The 3,651-nt window shown below is 43.9% G+C and carries 6 protein-coding genes; 2 read left to right on the plus strand and 4 right to left on the minus strand.

Annotation, left to right across the window (positions count from 1 at the left end):
- Positions 1-12: 12 nt before the first annotated feature.
- Complete coding sequence (gene lexA, locus AB3112_RS09445; protein ID WP_084975535.1) at positions 13-651, plus strand: transcriptional repressor LexA; 639 nt, start codon at positions 13-15, stop codon at positions 649-651.
- Between the two features lie 39 nt (positions 652-690).
- Here lexA and AB3112_RS09450 read toward each other — a convergent pair whose 3' ends face one another.
- Both AB3112_RS09450 and AB3112_RS09455 read right to left on the minus strand, forming a co-directional pair.
- Positions 691-1,860, minus strand: coding sequence for a hydroxymethylglutaryl-CoA synthase (locus tag AB3112_RS09450; RefSeq protein ID WP_367334373.1), 1,170 nt, complete (start codon positions 1,858-1,860; stop codon positions 691-693).
- An 83-nt stretch (positions 1,861-1,943) separates the two neighbouring features.
- Positions 1,944-2,195, minus strand: a complete 252-nt coding sequence (locus AB3112_RS09455) for a hypothetical protein (RefSeq protein ID WP_057909245.1) — start codon at positions 2,193-2,195, stop codon at positions 1,944-1,946.
- 114 nt (positions 2,196-2,309) lie between these two features.
- Between AB3112_RS09455 and AB3112_RS09460 the strand changes: the two genes are divergently transcribed.
- Positions 2,310-2,504, plus strand: a complete 195-nt coding sequence (locus tag AB3112_RS09460; RefSeq protein ID WP_084975537.1) for a PspC domain-containing protein — start codon at positions 2,310-2,312, stop codon at positions 2,502-2,504.
- On the opposite strand, the gene AB3112_RS09465 is transcribed toward AB3112_RS09460, so the two are convergent.
- The gene (locus AB3112_RS09465) at positions 2,501-3,133 is read right to left on the minus strand and encodes a TIGR01906 family membrane protein (protein ID WP_239822893.1); all 633 of its coding nucleotides are present in this window, start codon (positions 3,131-3,133) and stop codon (positions 2,501-2,503) included. The two genes, AB3112_RS09460 and AB3112_RS09465, sit on opposite strands and share 4 nt — an antisense overlap.
- A gap of 2 nt (positions 3,134-3,135) precedes the next feature.
- On the minus strand, positions 3,136-3,651 hold a 516-nt coding region (locus AB3112_RS09470), incomplete at its 5' end, for an HAD-IA family hydrolase (RefSeq protein WP_367334374.1).

Consider the following 3,651-nt stretch of genomic DNA (forward strand, 5'->3'; position numbering starts at 1 on the left):
GAGGTGTCGAAAATGTCAAAAGTGACGAATGATCCCCAAAGTAAACAATATCAAATACTCCACTTCATCTGGGAACGGGTTAATGATCGCGGGTATCCACCAACGGTTCGAGAAATTGGCGAGGCGGTTCACTTGTCGTCGACATCTACCGTTCACGGACACATTTCGCGGTTGGAAAAGAAGGGCTATCTGGTTAAAGACCCTTCCAAACCCCGCGCACTCGAGCTTACCGAGAGCGGCTTGGACGTTTTAGGCATGCAGCCGCAGCAAAAGCAAATTCCGGTTCTAGGAACGGTTACTGCTGGTGAACCAATTTTAGCCGTCCAAGAAGCGACAGACTATTTCCCGTTGCCACCAGCCTTGTCGCATAGCGATCAACCATTGTTTATGCTGCAGATTCGCGGAGAAAGTATGATCAATGCAGGGATTCTTGATGGCGATTACGTTGTCGTCCGCAAACAGGCAACTGCTGATAATGGAGATATCGTCATTGCCATGACTGACGAAAATGAAGCAACGTGTAAACGATTCTTCAAGGAAAGTGATCATTACCGCCTTCAACCCGAAAACGACACAATGGCGCCAATCATCTTAACCCGAGTGAGCATTCTGGGAAAAGTGGTCAGCCTTTATCGAAGTGATATTTCATAATGATTTACTCAAAAAGTTAGTGTGAGAAGGATTCTTGCATTAGCTTTTTTTAGTGTCCTCATAGACCAGTTTATCATCTTGTCGACCCGCTAAAATAAACCGACCAGTGTCATGAGCCTTGTCAAATGTAACATTCCCACCATCAGTTGGCAAGCCGGTTGAATAAAGTGTTTCATACTCAGGAATTGTTAACTTCGTTCGCTGAGCCAGCCGTGACTCAACTTGGTTGGCCAAAGCGTCCCTATCCAGTTCATCCGCAATTGTGGCACTGTAAAATTCCCCTTGCGCACCGGATCCATAACTAAACAGGCCAATTCGGTCCCCCGCCTTTAGATCTGTCGCCTTTGCCAAGAGTGACAAAAGGCTTAAATAAAGAGAGCCCGTATACAAATTGCCGACTTGGGCATTATATTGTTTTGACAGTTCAAATTCCGACAACAATTTTTGTCCGTGTGTGTCATCTGAAATGACCGTTCTTAATGCTTTAAGGCCCATCTTCGTGAACGGAATGTGAAAGACCAACGCTGAAAAATCGGTCAGTGTGCGCTGATATTTCTCACAATAGTCCTCAAAAGTGGTTTTAAAAAAGTTAATGTAGACATCAGTGGAATAATGACCGTCAACAATGGCCTCTCGTTTGTAAAACGGCCGCCAAAAGTCCATGATGTTTTCTGAATGAAAGGCACTTTGACCATCCAACCGCAAAAGATGTGGGTTGGCAGACAAAAGCATCGCCACCGCCCCGCCACCCTGGGTGACTTCACCCGGCGTCTTTAACCCATAACGGGCAACGTCAGCGGCTAAGACTAAAACTTTACTGTCGGGATAAAGCGCAATGTGGTCGAGAGCCATCTGAATCCCGGCAGTGCCACCATAGCAAGCCTGCTTAATTTCAAATGAACGGGCATTATTGGAAATGCCAAGTAACGATTGGACGTATATTGCTGCTGACTTTGAATTGTCGACACCGGTTTCAGTGCCAAATATGACCATATCAACGGCGTCCTTATCATCCTCGGACAGGATTTGGTCAGCCGCGTTGGCCGCTAATGTGACAACATCTTGAGTCGGCGGAATAACCGCCTGCTGTTGTTGACCAATCCCTTTTAGGTATTTGTTCGGATCATCACCGCGGGCATGTGCCAAGTCGACCATGTCAATATAATAGTCTGAAGTAAAAAAGCCAATTTTATCGATTCCAACGTTCATGATAATCTCCTTTAGAAAGAATGAGACTGAATATTTAAGGTCCAATATCCAGTCTCATTATGTATACAGCTTATTGTGAGTGCTTATTTCTTTGTGAAGTGAATCTGGTAAGTGTCATTACCATTCATCGATTGAATGACTAATCCCTCTAAGAGATTGCCGGCATATACAAAGCCTTCGTGCTGGTGGCCAGTCGAAATGAAGGTCCACTGAACAACTTGATTGCCACCCATTGCGGATCCAAATACTCTGGCGCCTGTTAACGTACCAACAGTATTATCAGATAGGACAACTTCTTGATTTCCTAAATTTCCATTTACATTTATAGTTAACATCGAATTCTCCTAGTTATTTCCTTTGTACAACATAATAATATATCATAATTGAAATGCAAATGCGAATTGGTTATAGTGAGTTTAAGCATAAATTAAAAATTGGGAGATGATCTTTTGAAGATTAATATTTATCGTTCCGCTAACGACCGGATTATTGCGGGCGTCATTGGTGGTTTGAGTGAACATTACGGTTGGAACGCGTTGCTTGCCCGCACCATATTCGTCCTGCTGGCGTTTACCCCGTTTTTCCCAGGAATTATTGCCTACCTGATTCTCTGGATTCTAATGAAGAACCCTAACCAAGCTTAAGCATGGCGAATTGATCGGCGTCCCTGCCAGTAAATAAATCCGAGCATGGCAAAGAACAGAACAAAGAACAATAAAAAGCACTCCAGGAAAAATGTATCCGGCAGCATATTAATCACCGGATCGGTATTCGGATCAAAAATCCAGTCCTGGTTTCGGAACAGTACTTCATGAAATGCGATGAATACTTGCTCAAAATTAACCAACATCAGTGCGATAATCACTAACGAACCTGTCACGACCACTTTAATGGGCGTTATCAGGATCCACGTTAGTGATTTTTTATTTAACCGATGTAACAGATAGCTGCCGATTGGTACCAAAATAATTCCCAATCCATTGTTTAACAAAATCAAATTTTTGACGTCGTGAAAATGTTGGAGTCCCTTCGCAGAACTGAAGAAATAGTGAAACTTTAACGACGAAATCCACGGCAGCTGGAGATACTGAATAATGCGGACATAATCCGAGTGCATCTGTGCTGAATTAAGACCGGTTGCTTGCTTCAAATCCAGAAAGTGACTATTAAGATCAAACAGCCAAATGCTGTTGACGGTCAAAAAAATAGCCAGTGCCAGGCATCCAAGTACCATCAATATTGCGTAACCAATTTGTTTTCCAATTAATCGCAAAATTAAAGCCGCCAATCATCTAAACTATTGATTTGATATGTTGGTGCAACGGGTTTTGAATCAACTTGTTCTTTGGTTGACAACCCTGTGTAGACCAAGAGTGTATCGACGCCGGCATTGATACCGGCCAAGATATCCGTATTGTAATTATCGCCGACCATTACAACCTCGTCCTTGCGCAGGCCAATCTTAGTTAATGCGCTTTGAATAATCCGGGCTTTGGGTTTGCCGATCATAATTGGAGCCGTCTGGGTCGCATATTCGACGAACTTAACGACAGACCCTGCTCCAGGCATCATACCACGTTCTTTGGGAATGTTTGTGTCCGGATTGGTACCAATGAATGTCGACCCGCTTCGGATGGCTAAGACAGCCTCTGAGAGCTTCTCATAGGTTAAGTCAGAATCAAGCCCGACGACTACGTAATCCGGATGGTCGGCTTCGAGTCGAGAGTGATTTGCTAAAATGACTTGTTTCAGGCCCATTTCACCCACAATGTAGACAGTTGGAGATTCGGA

Source organism: Lentilactobacillus sp. (assembly GCF_040773105.1).
GTDB classification, from domain to species: Bacteria; Bacillota; Bacilli; order Lactobacillales; family Lactobacillaceae; genus Lentilactobacillus; species Lentilactobacillus parabuchneri.

Excerpts from the sequence above, each read along its gene's own strand:
- lexA (WP_084975535.1), top strand. The coding sequence starts at position 13 with ATGTCAAAAGTGACGAATGATCCCCAAAGTAAACAATATCAAATACTC.
- AB3112_RS09450 (WP_367334373.1), bottom strand. The coding sequence starts at position 1,860 with ATGAACGTTGGAATCGATAAAATTGGCTTTTTTACTTCAGACTATTAT.
- AB3112_RS09455 (WP_057909245.1), bottom strand. The coding sequence starts at position 2,195 with ATGTTAACTATAAATGTAAATGGAAATTTAGGAAATCAAGAAGTTGTC.